13 protein-coding genes, 1 pseudogene and 2 riboswitches are annotated in these 16,621 nt (G+C 66.6%); of the genes and pseudogenes, 11 read left to right on the forward strand and 3 right to left on the reverse strand.

Annotation, left to right across the window (positions count from 1 at the left end):
* Nucleotides 1-201 precede the first annotated feature (201 nt).
* The 5 genes from DT057_RS20835 to DT057_RS36865 all read left to right on the forward strand — a co-directional run bounded on the left by DT057_RS20835 (nucleotide 202) and on the right by DT057_RS36865 (nucleotide 7,731).
* On the forward strand, nucleotides 202-1,287 hold the full coding sequence (locus tag DT057_RS20835) for an efflux RND transporter periplasmic adaptor subunit (RefSeq protein WP_128564024.1): 1,086 nt from the start codon (nucleotides 202-204) through the stop codon (nucleotides 1,285-1,287).
* Nucleotides 1,284-4,391 (forward strand): efflux RND transporter permease subunit, encoded by a 3,108-nt coding sequence (locus DT057_RS20840; protein WP_128564025.1) that lies wholly within the window; start codon nucleotides 1,284-1,286, stop codon nucleotides 4,389-4,391. Before DT057_RS20835 ends, DT057_RS20840 begins: the two co-directional genes overlap by 4 nt.
* Before the next feature lie 149 nt (nucleotides 4,392-4,540).
* Nucleotides 4,541-5,083 carry a TetR/AcrR family transcriptional regulator gene (locus DT057_RS20845; protein ID WP_128564026.1) on the forward strand — a complete coding sequence of 181 codons (543 nt, stop codon included), beginning with the start codon at nucleotides 4,541-4,543 and terminating at the stop codon, nucleotides 5,081-5,083.
* Between the two features lie 148 nt (nucleotides 5,084-5,231).
* The gene (fabF, locus tag DT057_RS20850) at nucleotides 5,232-6,521 is read left to right on the forward strand and encodes a beta-ketoacyl-ACP synthase II (protein ID WP_128564027.1); all 1,290 of its coding nucleotides are present in this window, start codon (nucleotides 5,232-5,234) and stop codon (nucleotides 6,519-6,521) included.
* Nucleotides 6,522-6,813: 292 nt separating this feature from the next.
* Nucleotides 6,814-7,731, forward strand: a complete 918-nt coding sequence (locus DT057_RS36865; protein WP_238314244.1) for an SMP-30/gluconolactonase/LRE family protein — start codon at nucleotides 6,814-6,816, stop codon at nucleotides 7,729-7,731.
* Nucleotides 7,732-8,265: 534 nt separating this feature from the next.
* Here the strand turns inward: DT057_RS36865 and DT057_RS20865 are convergent.
* Together DT057_RS20865 and DT057_RS20870 are read right to left on the reverse strand one after the other, a co-directional pair.
* Complete coding sequence (locus DT057_RS20865) at nucleotides 8,266-8,529, reverse strand: hypothetical protein (protein ID WP_128564029.1); 264 nt, start codon at nucleotides 8,527-8,529, stop codon at nucleotides 8,266-8,268.
* 105 nt (nucleotides 8,530-8,634) lie between these two features.
* Nucleotides 8,635-8,800 (reverse strand): annotated as a pseudogene (locus DT057_RS20870) (IS3-like element ISMtsp5 family transposase); the annotation flags it as partial.
* Between the two features lie 181 nt (nucleotides 8,801-8,981).
* Nucleotides 8,982-9,078: riboswitch (glycine riboswitch) on the forward strand.
* A 3-nt stretch (nucleotides 9,079-9,081) separates the two neighbouring features.
* Nucleotides 9,082-9,174, forward strand: a riboswitch (glycine riboswitch).
* 57 nt (nucleotides 9,175-9,231) lie between these two features.
* Here DT057_RS20870 and DT057_RS20875 point away from each other — a divergent pair.
* Nucleotides 9,232-10,503 carry a D-amino acid dehydrogenase gene (locus tag DT057_RS20875; protein WP_128564030.1) on the forward strand — a complete coding sequence of 424 codons (1,272 nt, stop codon included), beginning with the start codon at nucleotides 9,232-9,234 and terminating at the stop codon, nucleotides 10,501-10,503.
* Nucleotides 10,504-10,725: 222 nt separating this feature from the next.
* Here DT057_RS20875 and DT057_RS36870 read toward each other — a convergent pair whose 3' ends face one another.
* Nucleotides 10,726-11,013 (reverse strand): hypothetical protein, encoded by a 288-nt coding sequence (locus DT057_RS36870; RefSeq protein ID WP_238314246.1) that lies wholly within the window; start codon nucleotides 11,011-11,013, stop codon nucleotides 10,726-10,728.
* Between DT057_RS36870 and DT057_RS20880 the strand changes: the two genes are divergently transcribed.
* The 5 genes from DT057_RS20880 (at nucleotide 11,000) to bhcD (ending at nucleotide 16,522) form a co-directional block, all read left to right on the forward strand.
* Nucleotides 11,000-12,001 carry an MFS transporter gene (locus DT057_RS20880; protein ID WP_238314248.1) on the forward strand — a complete coding sequence of 334 codons (1,002 nt, stop codon included), beginning with the start codon at nucleotides 11,000-11,002 and terminating at the stop codon, nucleotides 11,999-12,001. The genes DT057_RS36870 and DT057_RS20880 overlap by 14 nt on opposite strands.
* Nucleotides 12,002-12,077: 76 nt before the next feature.
* Complete coding sequence (locus DT057_RS20885) at nucleotides 12,078-13,292, forward strand: M20 aminoacylase family protein (protein ID WP_128564031.1); 1,215 nt, start codon at nucleotides 12,078-12,080, stop codon at nucleotides 13,290-13,292.
* 72 nt (nucleotides 13,293-13,364) lie between these two features.
* Nucleotides 13,365-14,312, forward strand: a complete 948-nt coding sequence (gene bhcB, locus DT057_RS20890) for a beta-hydroxyaspartate dehydratase BhcB (RefSeq protein ID WP_128564032.1) — start codon at nucleotides 13,365-13,367, stop codon at nucleotides 14,310-14,312.
* A gap of 11 nt (nucleotides 14,313-14,323) precedes the next feature.
* Nucleotides 14,324-15,487 (forward strand): 3-hydroxy-D-aspartate aldolase BhcC, encoded by a 1,164-nt coding sequence (bhcC, locus tag DT057_RS20895; RefSeq protein ID WP_128564033.1) that lies wholly within the window; start codon nucleotides 14,324-14,326, stop codon nucleotides 15,485-15,487.
* A 69-nt stretch (nucleotides 15,488-15,556) separates the two neighbouring features.
* Nucleotides 15,557-16,522: an iminosuccinate reductase BhcD gene (bhcD, locus tag DT057_RS20900; protein WP_128564034.1), complete on the forward strand. Its 966-nt coding sequence runs from the start codon at nucleotides 15,557-15,559 to the stop codon at nucleotides 16,520-16,522.
* Nucleotides 16,523-16,621: the final 99 nt, after the last annotated feature.

A 16,621-nucleotide genomic window follows, 5' to 3' on the forward strand; every position in this document is an offset into this window, starting at 1 on the left:
TCCCGGCACTGCGATGCCGGAGCAGGGGCCGTCCACACCATCAAGCCCGTCGAAGCCGCATCGCCACCCAGCGGTGGGCGCGGGTGGAGACCGGCCCCCGTTCCCACAATCACCGCGATCCGGGCATTGACGGCGCGATGCTCGCGCAATAGATGATGATCATCATTTTAGAACGCGTCCCAACGGATGTGGAGGCGGGCGATGTACGCGAGATGGCTGCTTGGTATTCCTGCGTTGGCGCTCGCGGCATGCTCGCCGGCCGAGACCGCCGTGCCTCCGGAGCCGCCGCTGGTCCAGACCATCGAGGTCGCCCCAGGGGCGGCTGGCATCGCGCGCTACACCGGCGTCATCCGAGCCCGGACGGAGAGCAACCTCGGCTTCCGCGTCTCCGGCAAGATCTTCGAGCGCCTTGTCGATCCGGGGGACCACGTCCGGCTCGGCCAGCCTCTGATGCGCCTTGATCGAACCGACTTCACCCTGGCACTCAACGCGGCGCGCGCCTCGGTGGAAGCTGCTCGCGCCCAGATGATCAAGGCCAAGGCCGACGAGGAACGCAGCCGCAAGCTCGTCGGGGAAGGCTGGACCTCGCGCCAGACCTACGACCAGAACAAGGCTGCGGCCGACGCCGCCGTAGCCCAGTTCGCCAACGCGGAAGCCCAGGCGAGCCAAGTCTCCAACCAGGCTGGCTACTCCGAACTCCAGGCCGATGCCGACGGCGTCGTGATGGAGGTTCCGACCGAGCCCGGTCAGGTGGTCGCCGCCGGCCAGACCGTCGTCAAGTTGGCGCGTGACGGCGCCCGCGAGGCCGAGGTTTTCCTGCCCGAGGGCAGTAAGCGGCTGGCGAAAGGTTCGGCATCGGCGACGCTCTATGCTGAGGGTGAGACAACCTATCCGGCACAGCTGCGCGAGTTGTCTGCCACTGCCGACCCGGCCACCCGGACGTACCGGGCCCGCTACATCCTCTCGGGCGGCGGCAAGGATGCGCCCCTGGGTGCGACCGTGACGCTTCGGCTCACGACAGCGGAACCCGGCCGCGCCGCATCGGTCGAGGTGCCGCTCGGGGCTCTGTTCGACCAGGGGCAGGGCTCCTCGGTTTGGAAATTGGATCCCGGCATGAAGACGGTCTCCGCCCAACCGGTCTCGGTCGCTCGCATGTCGGAGGAGGGTGCCGAGGTCGTGTCCGGCCTGAAAGCTGGCGACCGCATCGTGTCGCTCGGCGCCCATCTCCTGAAAGCCGGAGAGACGGTGCGCCAAGCCCCTCCGAGCCTGACGGGAGTCGCTCGATGAACGGCTTCAACCTCTCCGCCTTGGCGGTCCGGGAGCGGGCGGTCACGCTGTTCCTCATCATCGCCGTGACCGCCGCTGGCTTCTTCGCCTTCCAGAAACTCGGTCGGGCTGAGGATCCGGCTTTCACCGTGAAGACGATGGCCGTCTCCGCCGCCTGGCCCGGCGCAATGACCTCCGAGATCCAGCGGCAGGTGGCCGACCCGCTGGAGAAGCGCCTGCAGGAACTCGTCTACTACGACCGGGTCGAGACCACGGTGCGTCCGGGCCTGATGCTGATGAAGGTCTACTTCAAGGACAGCATGCCGCCCGCTCGCTTGCAAGAGGAGTTCTATCAGGCCCGCAAGAAGCTGTCCGATCAGGCCTCCACATTGCCGCGTGGCGTGATGGGCCCGCTCTTCAACGACGAGTTCTCGGACGTCTACTTCGCACTCTATGCCCTCCAGGCCCAGGGTCTGCCACACCGGCACCTCGTGCTGCGGGCCGAGGACCTGCGCCAGCGTTTGCTGCGCGTGCCCGGCGTCGAGAAGATCAACATCCTGGGCGAGCAGGCCCAGAAGATCTTCGTCGAGATCTCCTATCAGCGCCTCGCGACGCTCGGCATCACCGGCCAGCAGCTTCTGTCCGCTCTGGCCAACCAGAACGACGTGACCCCGGCGGGCTTCGTCGAGACCACCGGACCCCGGGTCTACCTGCGCCTCGACGGTGCCATCGACAGCCTCGACGCGATCCGTAACCTGCCGGTCGCGGCCGGCGACCGCAGCCTCAAGCTCGGCGACATCGCCGAGGTGAAGCGCGGCTACGAGGACCCCAAGGTCTTCGCGATCCGCAACGACGGCGAACCGGCCCTGATGCTCGGACTGGTGATGAAGCCGGGGTTCAACGGCCTCGCCCTTGGTGAGGCGTTGAACGCCGAGGAGGTGGCGATCCACCACGAACTGCCGACGGGCATCGCGTTCACGAAGATCACCGATCAGGCCAAGGTCATCGAGGACGCCATCCACGAGTTCATGGTGAAGTTCTTCACCGCGCTCTCGGTGGTCATCGTGGTCAGCCTCGTGGCGCTCGGCTTCCGGGTCGGCATCGTGGTGGCGCTCGCGGTGCCGATCACCCTCGCGGCGGTGTTCGTGGTGATGATGGTCACGGGCCGCGACTTCGACCGCATCACGCTCGGCGCCCTGATCATCTCGCTCGGCCTCCTCGTGGATGACGCCATCATCGCCATCGAGATGATGGTGGTGCGCATGGAGGAAGGGGCCGACCGCGTCGAGGCGGCGACCCATGCCTGGAGCGCCACCGCCGCGCCGATGCTCACCGGCACGCTCGTCACCATCGCGGGCTTCCTGCCCGTGGGCTTCGCAGCCTCCACGGCGGGCGAGTACGCCGGCAACATCTTCTGGGTGGTCGGGTTCTCGCTGATCATTTCGTGGATCGTGGCCGTGACCTTCACGCCCTATCTCGGCGTCAAGCTCCTGCCGAACATCAAGAGGGTCGAGGGCGGGCACGAGGCGATCTACGCCACGCGGAACTACCAGCGCCTTCGTCGGATCGTGCGGGCCTCCGTCGACCACAAGTGGATGGCGGCCGGCATCACCGTGGCGCTGTTCGCGGTGGCGGTGGTCGGCATGGGCCGGGTGGAGAAGCAGTTCTTCCCGAACTCGGAGCGCCCCGAGCTCATCGTCGAGGTGACCCTGCCGACGGGGTCGGCCTTCGCGACCACCGAGGCCAGCGTCCGGAAGGTCGAGGCGGCCGTCCGACAGCTGCCCGAGGCCCGGGAGATCACCAGCTACATCGGCCAGGGCATGCCGCGCTTCGTGCTCTCCTTCGACCCTGAGCTCCCCGATCCCGCCTTCGCGCAGATCGTGGTGCAGACCCCCGACGCGGCCGCGCGCGACGCGCTCCGGATCAAGGTCCGCAAGCTCGTGAGCGACGGTCTGTTCCCCGAAGCGCGCGTGCGCGTGCTGCAGATCGTGTTCGGACCACCGATCCGCTTCCCCGTCGCCTTCCGGGTGGTCGGGCCCGATCTCGACATCATTCGCGGCATCGCCGCCGAGGTCGCTGATGCGATGGCCTCGAACCCGAACATGCGCCTCGTGCACCTGGACTGGGGTGACAAAACCCCGAGCCTTCACCTCGTCCTCGACCAGGAGCGCCTGCGCCTGATCGGCCTGACGCCGAAGGAGGCCGGCCAGCAGCTCCAGAGCTACCTCAACGGCACCCCGGCCACCCAGGTGCGCGAGAACCTGCGCTCCGTCGACGTCCTGCTGCGCAGCCCCGGTCCGGAGCGCCGCTCGCTCGGCGACATCGGCGACCTGACGCTGGCCACTCGTGACGGGCGCCAGGTCCCGGTCTCCCAGGTCGCGCATCTGGAGAGCCGCAACGAGGATGCGGTGCTCAAGCGCTACAACCGCGAGACCTACATCCGGGTGCAGGGCGACGTGCTCGACGGCAAGCAGCCGCCCGACATCCACGCGCAGGTCGTGCCTCTCCTGGAGCCGATCAGGGCGAAGCTCCCGCCAGGCTACCGCATCGACACGGCGGGGGCCGTGGAGGAGAGCGCCAAGGCGATGAACGCGCTGGTGGCGGTCTTCCCGTTGATGCTGATCGTGACGCTGACGGTCATCATGCTGCAGGTTCGCTCGTTCTCGACCATGTTCATGGTGTTCGCCACCGCGCCGCTCGGCCTCGTGGGCGCGGTGCCGACGCTGCTTGCCTTCCATCAGCCCTTCGGCTTCAACGCCATTCTCGGGCTGATCGCGCTGTCGGGCATCCTCATGCGCAACACGCTGATCCTGGTGGACCAGATCCATCACGACCGCGCCTCGGGCCTGTCCGACTACGACGCCATCGTGGAGTCCACCGTGCGGCGCGCCCGGCCCGTGATCCTGACGGCCGCCGCCGCGATGCTGGCCTTCATTCCCCTGACACACTCGGTGTTCTGGGGGGCGCTGGCCTACGTCCTGATTGGCGGCGTCGGCGTCGGAACCCTGCTGACCCTCCTGTTCCTGCCGGCGCTCTACGCCCTGTGGTTCAGGGTGGCGCGAGAGACCGGGAAGGTCGGCGTCCCATCGCGTTCCGACGCGATACCGGTCCAGGCGCATCCCTGATCCAGAGTAGGCCGATCGGTCGCAGTTCTCGAACGCATGCGTCGGGCCCGGCGCCAACTCGCCGGCCCTGGGGGAACGGAGAGCGTCCCTCCCTCTTTAGATGATGCCATGCATTTAAACAGGTCCCAGGAACACCGAAGGATCAGGCAATGCCCAGAGTCTCGCAGGAGCAGGCCAAGCTCAACCGTCAGCGCGTCGTCGAGGTCGCCGCATCGCTGTTCAGGGAGCGCGGCCTCCATGGTGTCGGGGTCGCCGATATCATGGCGGCCGCCGGCCTCACCCATGGCGGCTTCTACGGTCAATTCGCCAACAAGGAGGCTCTTGCGGCCGAGGCTTTCGATACCGCGCTCGACGAGGATTACCGCGGGAACCTCGACTCCATCATCGCGAACTACCTGTCCCTCGCGCATGTCAGGTCGCCCGGTATCGGTTGTCCTCTCGCAGCCCTGGCGAACGACGTGGCGCGGGAGCCGCGGGGCGGTCCCGTCAGGGCGCGGTTCACCCGGGGCGTCGAGCGCATGTCCTCCATCCTCGCCGGCCTGACGCCCAGGGCAGCCAAGGAGCGCCGCAGGCAACGGTCCCTGGCGACGCTGTCGACCCTCGTCGGGGCTGTCGTCCTGGCGCGGGCCGTCGACGACGAGGCCTTGTCCAACGAGCTGATCCAGGCGGCGCAGGCCTCTGTCTCCGCATGACATCAAGGGGTGCAAGCCGCCCGGGACGGCCCGCGCCTGACGTGAGCGCGGTCCTGACGACCTGAACGAATGACCGGGTCCGCCCTGTCGGTACCCGCCTATGCCGTGCGCCGCCCGCCGCGCGCACAATTTCCGCGAGAGGATACCGATGCGCGAACGGATCGTGGTCACCGGGATGGGCGTCGTCTCCCCGCTCGGCTGCAGCGTCGAGGGAATGTGGCGCCGGCTCGTCGCATCCGGGTCCGGCCTGCGACGCCTGCCGGACGACCTCGTCCCCGACATCGACGCGAAGGTCGCCGGGCTCGTGCCGTCCAGGGATGAGGACCCGGACGGGTTCGATCCGGACGTCCTCATCCCGGTGAAGGACCGCCGCAAGATGGACCGCTTCATCCAGTTCACGCTGGCGGCCGCGGACCAGGCGCTTCGACAGTCGGGCTGGAAGCCTTCAAGTGAGTCGGAGCGCGTGCGCACTGCGACCGTCGTGGCCTCCGGCATCGGAGGCTTCCAGACCATCACCGACGCCGTGGAGACCGTACGCTCCCGCGGCGCGCAGCGCCTGTCGCCGTTCACCGTGCCGGCCTTCCTGGTCAACCTGGCCGCCGGCCACGTCTCCATCCGGTATGGCTTCAAAGGACCGCTCGGCGCTCCCGTCACCGCCTGCGCGGCGAGCGTCCAGGCCATCGGGGACGCCATGCGCCTCATCCGCAGCGGCGAGGCCGACGTCGTCGTCTGCGGGGGTGCGGAGGCGTGCGTTACCCGCGTGGCGCTCGGCGGCTTTGCCGCGGCGCGCAGCCTCTCGACCGCCTACAATGACACCCCGGCAGCCGCCTCGCGCCCGTTCGACCGAAGCCGCGACGGCTTCGTCATGGGCGAAGGTGCCGGCATCCTCGTGCTGGAGACGCTCTCGCACGCGCAGGCACGCGGCGCCGTCCCGCTGGCCGAACTGGTCGGGTACGGCACCAGCGCCGATGCCTACCACCTGACCGCCGGTCCGGCGGATGGAAGCGGAGCCCGTCAGGCGATCACCACGGCCTTGGCCATGGCGGAGCTCGAACCGGCCGCCATCGGTTACGTGAACGCCCACGCGACCGCGACCTCGGTCGGTGACGCGGGCGAACTGGCGGCGCTCAGGTCCGTCTTCGGCGAGGCCGGCCCGGCGATTTCCTCGACCAAGTCCGCGACCGGGCATCTCCTCGGGGCGGCGGGCGGCCTGGAGGCGGTCATCACGGTGCAGGCGCTTCGCGAGAGCGTCTTGCCGCCCACGCTCAATCTCACCCATCCCGACGAGGCCGCGACCGGCATGGACCTCATCGGACCGAAGGCTCGACGTGCATCCGTGGACTACGCGCTGTCGAACGGCTTCGGGTTCGGGGGCGTCAACGCCAGCATCATCCTCAAGCGGATCCACACCGGTCACGAGTTCTCTTCACGACCGTGAATGAGTCCGTCTCGCCAGGAACCGCCTGGTGCTTGACGCATTCTCTAAACTCAAATAGATGTTAATAGTCATTTTTAATCGCTTCGTGGCCGACCAGTCGGGGTCGTTGCGACGTCCGCCGGGGGGCCTCGGAAGACCTCAGCCCGCTGCAGGACATCCCAAGCGGTCTGAGTCAAACCGCCCCAAAGCCCGGCAAGCTGTTCCGGACCAAGCCGCTTAGGTTTCGAACGCACGAAGGAGGAGCCGGATCAGGGAACGCATCGGACAGTTCAGACACGCGATCAGGCTGACGTTGCTGTCAATCGTCGCGGCCTGGCTCGGTTCTCCCGCCGCCGCGTTGGATGGGGCGAGGGACATTCGGTTGCCGGAGAACAGCCGTTTCCCGGAGAGCGTGACGTCCGTCTCGGACGGTACGCTCTTCGTGAGCAGCATCACCGATGGCGGCGTTCTCAAGATCCAAGGCGACGGTGCCGCCACGACCGCCTTCCTGCGTCCCGGCGTTCACGGGACCCGGTCGACTTTCGGCCTCCTGGCCGACGAGAGGCGTGGGACCCTCTGGGTCGCTTCGAACGATGCCACGATCCTCGGCGCTCCCGGACCGACCTCCGAGGAAGGAGGATGGGTCAAGGCACTCGACCTCGCGACGGGAGCCCTCAAGCTGAGCGTCCGGCTCCCGGGCGGGAAGGCCCTCGCCAACGATTTCGCCCTGGATGCGCAAGGAACGCTCTACGTCACCAACACGCTCGCTCCGCAGATCCTGAGATTGCGACCGGGCGCCACGAAGTTCGACGTCTTCGTCGAGAGCGAGGCTCTCAAGGACGGTCTGGACGGGATCGCGTTCGGGACCGACGGCAACCTCTACGTCAACACCTTCCTGGGCGGGGGCCTGTTTCGCATCGACGTGAAGGACGGGGCCGCCGGTCGGGTCACGAAACTTGAAACGACGCGGTCCCTGAAGTTTCCGGACGGCCTACGCCCGTTCAAGGACGGATTCCTGATGGTCGAAGGCAGCGGCGCGCTGAGCCGCGTCAGGATCTCGGGCGACGGAGCGAGGATCGAACCCGTCGGGCAGTTTGCCGGCCCGACAGGCGTGACGGTCGCGGGCGACAGGATCTGGGTTGCCGAGGGCCAGCTGTCGCTTATCTCGGCGGCGGCCAAGGACAGCCGGGAGGCACCGAGCTTCCACCTGCGCTCCGTCGACGTGGAGTAGGCGCCGCCCAGAATTCTGAAAGCGTCGCGTGTTCCGGCCGCCTCGGAACCCGCCGTCGGCAAGCGGGGACATGACCATGATCGGGTCCACGGTTCGAAAACTGCTCTCTTCGCCGACGTGGCGGAACCTTTGGGACAGGCTCGGGGCGATGGAGATCGCTCTGGCTACGACAGAAGCGGAGATCCAAGGCGAACGTATCACACGGCTCGAAGCGGAGATGGCCGAGTTGCGGGCTCGCACCGGCCTTCCGCTTCATGCCGCCAAGTCCAAATCGGTGGGATCGTCATGCCAATCGTGAACGGTTCGCCTGCCATTGACGAGGGAGCAGTGTCGATGGGCGGCATCGGAGGCCTGGGCTCGCCAGAATCCTGTCGGCGGTCGCCGCGGTGGCGGCCATGACCAGGCGCCGAACGCGAAGGGGCCCGGCTCGTGAAAGCGCGGGTGACGTTGGGAGCGCGAGCGGGTTCGCGTTGCGAGACGAAGGTCTCCGCCCGTCGCGAACCCGGCCCATGCCTTCACCCTATCCGTCGAGCACTAAGCCGCCGCCCTTGGATGGCCGGGCACCCCGTCGAAGTCGTCAAAGGGCCGCTCCCGCAACACAGTGGTGCCGGCCTGCGGCGCGCGACCGAGGAGGAGCCGTCGGCGCTGCGCTCCCTCCAGGACGGGGCGATCCATCACCTGCGCGGGATCCTGGCGCGCCAGCACCGGGTCGCGATCTTGCTCGCCGGCGCATGATAGATCGTCGATGATTACGCGCTCGCGCTCGACCTCTGCGTGTCTCAAGATCTCCGAACTCATTCATTTTGTCGACGTTCGCTGATCCGCTATCCTGTTCGATTGAGCGAACGATGCGCGACTACCCGGCTGAGAATGCGACTGAGCTGATCGGCCGAGTAGGGCTTGCAGGGTTGCGGCCATCACGCCCAGGCTGCGCGAGACGCTCTCCAAGATCTCGCCGCGCAGCAGCCGAAGCCGCATCTCGGTTGCGTCGGTGGGCCATGCGCTCGCCTCGGCCGGGACCAACCGCGTCTGCAACCGTCTTCGTGTACGTCGACGTCGTCCTCCTCACCCCTGTCACGGAGACCGTCCGCTGACGGGGTGTCTGAAGCAACCGTGGGTCGGCGGATGGCGCCCTACGATCATGCCTTCGATTGCAGCCGAGCGTCTCAGTTTTAGGCGCCAATTGGCGCATGTTTGGTCGGTAATCGGCTTGCTAATCCTCGCACTTTCAATCAGAGGGGCGTTGTCCAAAGGATCACGCGGGAGAGATCGAGGGGCTTGCGCCGCCTCGACGCCGACGGAGCAACCGCCCCGGAAACTCTCAGGCAAGAGAACCGCGTAGTCAGGACGATCTGGAGAGAGATGGCTGAAAGAGGCCATCCACCGATGGAGAAGTTCGATCGCTTGCGCGATCGGATGACCCTCTCAGGTACCAAGACAGATGGGGCAGTCGGGTTGGCACGTCCAGCTCACGGCCCCTCTATGCTTGGATCAGATTAGATGCCTCACATCGCTGTCATCGGTGCCGGGATCACCGGCGTGACGACCGCCTACGCTCTCAGCGAGCGCGGTTATCAGGTCACCGTTTTTGACCGTCACCGGTATTCCGGCATGGAGACCTCGTCCGCCAATGGCGGCCAGCTCTCTGTCAGCAACGCCGAAGTCTGGAACAAAATTTCCACGATCCTTCAGGGCATCAAGTGGATGACGCGGCGCGATGCGCCTCTCCTCGTTAATCCGAAGCCGAGCTGGCACAAGTACTCGTGGATGGCCGAATTCATTGGCCAGATCCGGCATTACGAAGCTAATACGATCGAGACCGTGCGCCTCGCGCTCGCTGCCCGCCGGCACATGTTCGCGATGGCGGAGCGCGAGAACATCGATTTCGACTTGGAGACGCGCGGGATCCTGCATTTCTACCGGGACAAAGCTGGGTTCGATAAGGCCCAGAACGTCAACGACCTCCTGCGTCGCGGCGGGCTCCAGCGGGATCCCGTCACGCCTGAGGAGATCCGGACCATCGAGCCGACCCTGAAGGGTTCGTATCACGGCGGCTTTTTCACGCCTTCGGACGCGACCGGCGACATTCACAAGTTCACCCGCGGTCTCGCTGATGCCTGCGCGCGTCGGGGCGTGGAGTTCCGCTACGATGCGGCGATCGAGGAGATCGTGCCAGTCGGTGCTCGCTGGTGCATCCGTTGGCTGCCGGTGGCGCGCGACGACGGCGGTGCCCAGATCGAGCGCTGGGAGCCGTTGGACGTGGATGGCGTGGTAATCTGCGCCGGTTGCGCCAGTCGAGTGCTGGCAGCCCCGCTCGGCGACCGACTGAACATCTACCCGGTCAAGGGCTATTCCATCACGGTGCACCTGCACACGCCCGAGAGCCAGGAAGCGGCGCCGCAGGTCAGCATCCTCGACGATGCCACCAAGATTGTGACGAGCCGTCTCGGTCGCGATCGCTTCCGGGTCGCCGGAACAGCAGAGTTCAACGGCTTCAACCGCGACATCCGGCATGACCGGATCGAGCCGCTCATCCGCTGGTCGCGGGAGCAGTTCCCGCGCATGGCGACAGACCGCGTCGTGGCCTGGAGCGGGCTGCGGCCGATGATGCCTGGCATGCTGCCGCGGGTCGGCCCCGGCAAGCGGCGTGGCATCTTCTACAACACCGGACACGGACATCTGGGCTGGACGCTGTCCGCGGCCACCGCGCAGCTCGCCGCGGACGCGGTCGAGCAGGTCCTGCCCGCCGAGAAGCTCGGGCTGGCAGCCTGACATTGAACCGGCAGGCCCGACGCCAGCCGGATTGAAGCCACCCGCGCCCTCGCCAGTGCAGGCGCGAACAACCGTCGAAGACCTCACGATCTCGTCGCGCGGCTGCTCGCGAGCCGGACGCCGAGCCATCACGCGCGCGAGTGGGCCCTGGCGCCCGAAGGACCTGTCATGTCGTCTGCCTCCCTCGCCTCTCCATCCGGCTCGGCACCTTTGTCGTCCCGGTCACGGGATCCGGATTTCGCCGCGCGACGCTGCGGCGTGATGGCGGCCGTGATAGGCAACACGCTCGAATTCTACGACTTCACCACGTACGCGTTCTTCGCCGTGACGATCGGCCGGACTTTCTTCCCGTCCGGCGATGCCTGGATCAGCCTTTTGGCGTCGGTCGCAACATTCGGGGTGGGCTTCGTGACGCGGCCGATCGGCGGCGTGTTCATCGGCGCCTACGCTGACCGCGCGCGCCGCAAGCCCGCCATGATGCTGACGATCGCCTTTGATGGCGGTCGGCATGCTGCTTGTAGCCCTCACGCCCGGTTACGAAGCGATCGGCGTCGCGGCCCCCGTCCTGATCGTGCTCGGACGCCTCGTCCAGGGCTTCGCGCTCGGCGGCGAGGTCGGGCCATCCACCGCCTCCCTCATCGAGAGCGCGCCCGTGGGCAAGCGTGGCCTCTACGCGAGCTGGCAGCTCGCCAGTCAGGGCATCGCGGTGCTGCACGCGGGATCCATTGGCTTCGTCCTCTCGCTCGCGCTCAGCGCCGAGAGCATGCAGGCCTGGGGGTGGCGCATTCCATTCCTGCTCGGCCTCGTGATCATCCCGGTCGGGTTCTACATCCGCCGCTCGATGCCGGAGACCGCTGGCGAAGGGCATGGCGATGCCGAAGCGACGACCGGGGCGGTGCTGAGCCGGCTGCTGCGCCAGCATGGCAGCAAACTTGCGTTGATGATTCCCATCCTACTCTGCGGTACCGTCTCGACCTATGTCGGCAACTACATGACGATTTATGCGATTGCGACGCTCAAGATGCCACCAAGCCTCTCCATCGCGGCGACTGCTATCGTCGGTGTCTGCCTTCTCGTCTTCTCGCTTCTCGCGGGCTTCCTGGCGGACCGCTACGGCCGGCGGATTGTAATGATCGTGCCGCGGGTGCTTCTCGTGATCGCGGCCTACCCGGCCTTCTTCCTGATGACGACCCAGCCAGGCGCGGCCTCGCTCCTCAGCATGTCGGCCCTGCTGGCGATCCTGGGCGCAATGAGCGGCGCCGCGAGTCTGGTTGCCATTCCGGAGCTGCTGCCGCGCAGTGTTCGCAGCGCCGGCCTGTCGATCGCCTACGCGTTCGTCGTGACGGTGTTCGGCGGCACGACGCAGCTCGTGGTCACTTGGCTCATCGGCGTCACGGGCGATCCCATCGCGCCGGCCTACTACGTGATCGCGACCAGCCTCGTCGGGGTGCTGGCCATGATCGCGACGCCCGAGACCCGCAACGACGTCCTCGCTTGAGGCGAGCGTTCGACGGAGGCGGGTGGCGCGCTCGATCGCACCAACCGCCTCCCGCGCTCGAGCATGGGAGAAGATCATGACCGACATCGTCACCGAACGGTCCGCATTGCGAGACGCGCTCGATACCTACAAGCCCGAGCTGGTCGAGATCAGGCGGACGATCCACGCCCACCCGGAAGTCGGGTTCGAAGAGACCCGGACTGCTGGCCTCGTGGCCGAACGCCTCCGCGCGTGGGGGTTGGAGGTGAGCGAAGGCCTCGGGGGAACGGGCGTCGTGGCCACGCTCACAGGGACGAGTTCGGGCAACGGCTCAATCGGGCTGCGGGCCGACATGGACGCCCTCCACATCCAGGAAACGCCCGGGCGGCTCCACGGCTCGGCCATCCCGGGAAAGATGCATGCCTGCGGGCATGACGGCCACACGACCATGCTGCTCGGTGCGGCGCGCTACCTCGCCGAGCACCGCGACAGCTTTGCGGGCGATGTCGTGTTCATCTTCCAGCCTGCTGAAGAGGTCTTGACCGGAGCCCGCCGTATGATCGGCGAGGGCCTCTTCGAGCAGCACCCAGTCGACGCGGTCTACGGGATGCACAACATGCCGGGTCTACCAGCCGGCGAGTTCCACATCCGAAGCGGGCCATTTCTCGCCGCGAGCGACAGCTGGGCCGTGACGTTCCGGGGCACCGGCGGCCACGGCGGCGCAGGCGCGCACCTCGCCAAGGATCCTACCCTGTCGGCGGCCCACTTCGTGCTCGCGCTTCAGACGATCGTCAGCCGCAACGTGCCGGCGATCGAGACCGCGGTCGTCAGCGTCGGCTCGATCGAGGGCGGCGACCCGAATTCACCCAACATCATCCCGACCGAGGTCAGGTTGACCGGAACCGCGCGGTCTTACTCAGCCTCTACGCGTGATCTGATCGAGCGCCGGCTCGGCGAGATCGCGGACGCACAGGGGTTGACGTTCGGTTGTCGGAGCGAGCTCGACTATCGCAGGCTCTGCCCGCCGCTGGTCGGCGACGCGGATCACGTTGCTCGATCAGTCGCGGCCGCCTCGTCCCTGGTCGGCCGCGGCAAGGTCAAGACCGACCCGCACTTGCTGACCGCGTCCGAGGACTTTTCTTTCATGCTCGAGGCGCGGCCCGGATCCTTCATCCTGATCGGCAACGGCGTGAACCAGGACGGCAGCTTCGCGCCCGTCCATACGCCCGAATACGACTTCAACGACGACATTCTGACGCTCGGAGCCGCCTATTGGGTCGGCCTCGTCCAGCAGGAATTGCGGCCGAGATGACTCCTTCGGCACCGGAGGCGGCCGCACCGCAGCCGGTCACACACCAATCAGCTCACGAGGACAAATTACACGATGGACATCCCCACGCTTTCAGACGTACTGACCGCGCATGAGCGCATCAAGCCATACATTCACCGGACGCCGGTGCTGACTTCCAGCTTCATTGACACGCTCGCTGGCGCCGAACTCTTCTTCAAGTGCGAAAACTTCCAGAAAGCCGGTGCCTTCAAGGCGCGCGGCGCGTCGAACGCTGTGTTCGGCCTGGACGCGGCGCAAGCCGCCAAGGGTGTCGCGACGCATTCATCCGGCAATCACGGCAGCTGCCTGTCCTACGCGGCGGGTCGGCGCGGCATCCCCTGCACGGTCGTCATGCCGCGAACCGCTCCGCGGGCCAAGAAGGACGCTGTGCAAGGCTACGGCGCCCGGGTGGTCGAGTGCGAGCCCTCGACGTCCTCGCGGGAGGCCGTGTTCGCGGAAGTCGTGGCCGCGACCGGGGCCGAGTTCGTCCACCCCTACAACGATCCGCGCGTCATCGCGGGCCAAGCCACCTGCTCGCGGGAGCTGATCGAGCAGGTCGCTGGCCTCGACGCCGTAATCGCGCCGATCGGCGGCGGCGGCATGGTGTCGGGCACCTGCCTGACGTTATCGAACCTCGCCTCTAATATCCGCATCTACGGGGCCGAGCCCGAACAGGCTGACGACGCTTACCGCAGCTTCAAGGCCGGCCACATCATAGCTGACGATGCGCCCAGCACGATCGCGGACGGTCTCAAGGTACCGCTCAAGGAGCTGACCTGGCACTTCGTCCGGAACCACGTCACCGACATCCTGACCGCGTCCGAGGCCGAGATCGTCGAGGCCATGGAGCTGACTTGGAAACGAATGAAGATCCTGATCGAACCGTCTTGCGCGGTGCCGCTCGCTACGATCCTGAAGAACCGCGACGTCTTCGCCGGCAAGCGCGTCGGCGTCATCCTGACAGGCGGCAACGTCGATCTCCACAAGCTTCCCTGGCAGTGAAGGAAACCGAGATGACCATCCAGACCACGTTCGGCCCCGATGATGTCGGCTACGCCGTTCCCGCGATCCCTGGCATGCCGGAGAGAGAGATCCAGACCCCGTGCCTGATCCTCGATCTCGACGCGCTGGAGCGAAACATCCGCAAGATGGGCGACTACGCCCGTGCCCGGAACATGCGGCACCGCGCGCACGGCAAGATGCACAAGTCCGTTGACGTCCTTCGCCTGCAACAAGAGCTCGGCGGAGCGGTCGGCGTCTGCTGTCAGAAGGTGTCGGAGGCGGAGGTCTTCGCGCGCGCCGGCATCAAGGACATCCTGGTCTCGAACGAGGTGCGCGACCCGGCCAAGATCGACCGGTTGGCGCGGCTTCCCGGCTATGGCGGCCGGGTGATCGTCTGCCTGGACGACATCGACAACGTCCCCGACCTGTCGGCGGCCGCCAGCAAGCACGGCACGGTGCTCGACTGCTTCGTCGAGATCGATTGCGGCGCCGGACGCTGCGGGGTGAAGACAGCCGCGCAGGTGCTGGCCATCGCCAAGGCAATCGACGTCGCCCCGAACCTCCGCTTCACCGGCATCCAGGCCTATCAGGGCGCCATGCAGCACCTCGACAAGTTTGAGGACCGGAAGGCCAAGCTCGACGCGGCGATCACTCAGGTCAAGGAGGCGGTGGACTTGCTCGAGCAGGAGGGGCTCAAGCCCGAGCTCGTCAGCGGCGGCGGCACCGGAAGCTACTATTTCGAGAGCACGTCGGGGGTCTACAACGAGCTCCAGTGCGGCAGCTACGCATTCATGGATGCCGACTATGGCCGCATCCACGACAAGGACGGCCGGCGCATCGACAAGGGCGAATGGGAGAATTCCCTCTTCATCCTGACCAGCATCATGAGCCACGCCAAGCCCGACAAGGCGATCTGCGACGCCGGGCTCAAGGCGCAATCGGTCGATTCCGGCCTGCCGTTCATCTTCGGCCGTGAAGACGTGAAGTACGTCAAGTGCTCGGACGAGCACGGGGTCATCGACGATCCGGGCAACGTGCTGAAGGTCAACGATAAGCTGCGCCTCGTGCCAGGTCACTGCGACCCGACCTGCAACGTGCATGACTGGTATGTTGGCGTCCGCGGCGGTGTAGTCGAGACCCTGTGGCCTGTCTCGGCGCGCGGTAAGGCTTTCTAGCCCTGCCTTCGAAGCCATCACTAGCAGGCGCCGCCGGGCGCCTGCCTCGTTAGCTAAAGGCCTAAGCATATGATCATCGTCCCGGAACGGGAGATCGCCTCCCTCGTCACGCCCGCCGATTGCTTCTCGGCGGTGGAGAACGTCTTCGCCGCCATGGCGAGGCGATCGGCCTCCAACTTCCCCGTCGTCCGGGAGGCTCTGGGGCACGCCGACGCGATTTACGGCTTCAAGTCCGGGTTCGACCGCGAGAGCCTCGCCCTCGGTCTGAAATCGGGCGGGTTCTGGCCCGGCAACGCGAGCCGCGGCCTCACCAACCACCAGTCGACGATCTTCCTGTTCGACGCCGACACCGGACAGTGCCGTGCGATGGTGGGCGGCAATCTTCTGACGGCGCTGCGGACCGCGGCTGCCGCCGCGATCTCGACCAAGTATCTCGCGCGTCAGGACGCGGAGGTGCTCGGCATGATCGGCGCCGGGCATCAATCAGCTTTCCAGTTGCGAGCGGCGCTCGGGCAGCGCCCCTTCAAGCGGATTGTCGGATGGAACCGTCGTCCCGAGATGCTCAGCCGCCTCGCCGATGTGGCGACGGAGCACGGGCTTCCATTCGAAGCGGTCGACCTGGACCGGCTCGGCGCCGAAGCCGACGTTATTATCACGATCACCTCGTCGTTCGCGCCGATACTGAAAGCCTCCCAGGTCAAGCCCGGAACACATCTCGCCTGCATGGGCACGGACACGAAGGGCAAGCAGGAGGTCGAGGCCGAACTCGTCGCTGCCGCGACCGTCTTCACCGACGAGGTCGCGCAGTGCGTCAGCATCGGTGAGAGCCAACACGCCGTTGCACAAGAGCTCGTCCGTCCAACGAGCATCGTTGAGATCGGCAGGGTGGTCGCCGGGCTTCATCCCGGACGAACTTCGGGAGAGGAAGTCACCCTATTCGATGGAACCGGGGTCGGCCTGCAAGACCTCGCCGTCGCTTCGGCGGTCGTCAACTTGGCTGTCGCAAAATGTGTGGCGGTCCAAATCGAGATATGAACGTTTCAAGTGCCACACCAACATGCCTTATACGAGCGGACTCGGCCCGTGACACGCGAGAACTTCCCCGGTCGGAGTTCAGCTGGTTCCATGGCGCGG

The organism is Methylobacterium crusticola (genome assembly GCF_003574465.1).
In the GTDB taxonomy this organism is placed as follows: Bacteria; Pseudomonadota; Alphaproteobacteria; order Rhizobiales; family Beijerinckiaceae; genus Methylobacterium; species Methylobacterium crusticola.